We start from the raw sequence: 526 nt of genomic DNA, 5'->3' as shown, positions 1-526 counted from the left end.
ATACGATGCCACTGGATCATCTAATGCTGTGGGAAGTTTATTCCTTGTTGCATCAGAGTCTTTCTCTTTTTCTTCTTCACTTACTTGCGCTTCCTTTTTCTCATTCTTTTCTTTTTCTTTCTCCCCAACTTTATTATCTACTATCTTACCACTTCTCAACACAGTAACTGCCTGAACATCCTCGTTACATTGAGGGTCCTGAGAAGTAGAACCCTCAGCCATATATGTACCTTTTGGATTACCTACAACTTGACTCGGTAACTTTCCTTCCTCCCGACGACTAAGAGAAGCCGCTAATTGACCCAATTGAGTTTCTATTTTAGAAATTGATTGGGAATGGGAATGAGTGAGTTGAGCAGTAGCCTCAAGGTTTTTTAAGGTGGCTAAAATTTGTTCCTCAAAACCAGGTGTTCTTTGGGGTTGTGGTGGAGGTGGAGTCACAGCTTGGCTCGGATAATGTGGTAGAGGTGCATGAGGTGTACCATAATTCTGGTATTGGGGTTGCACAGGTGGTGGTCGATATTGC

Annotated in this window: 1 pseudogene; it reads right to left on the bottom strand. The window is 42.6% G+C overall.

Annotation, left to right across the window (positions count from 1 at the left end):
- A pseudogene (locus HLA95_RS27855) lies at nucleotides 1-526 on the bottom strand (hypothetical protein); the annotation flags it as partial.

The sequence above is a fragment of the Geminicoccus harenae genome (assembly GCF_019800005.1).
Lineage (GTDB): Bacteria > Pseudomonadota > Alphaproteobacteria > Geminicoccales > Geminicoccaceae > Geminicoccus > Geminicoccus harenae.
This window is presented reverse-complemented; position numbering and strand designations above follow the sequence as displayed.